The sequence below is a fragment of the Wenzhouxiangella sp. YN1 genome (genome assembly GCF_056324145.1).
This window is the reverse complement of record NZ_JBJNIO010000097.1, coordinates 1-273: the sequence shown is the minus strand read 5'-3', so window position 1 is coordinate 273 and position 273 is coordinate 1. Positions and strand designations below refer to the sequence as shown.

General features: G+C 56.8%; 1 protein-coding gene. It reads right to left on the bottom strand.

What is annotated here, in order from left to right:
* Positions 1–23 precede the first annotated feature (23 nt).
* On the bottom strand, positions 24–273 hold a 250-nt coding region (locus ACEWQZ_RS02325; protein WP_476481462.1), incomplete at its 5' end, for a transposase.

The window sequence follows — 273 nt, the reverse complement described above, 5'->3', positions numbered from 1 at the left end:
GGGTCTGTTGAATTCCAAGTGGGTTAAGCATACACATGCGGATTGATGCGTCCGAAGTCGAGCTTCCCCGCCAGCAGGAAGATCACCGTCCGGGCGGTACTCAGTCGCGTGTAGCCTCGGGCTTTTCGTTTCGCAGCTTGGAAGAGTCCGTTGATCGCTTCCAGGAAGCCATTGGTCTGGCGTGTTTTCACCCAGGCGACGATGCCATCGAGGTGTCGCCTTATCATCTTGGCAACAGCCTTCATCGGCTCGACCTTGGAGCGCATGACGTTC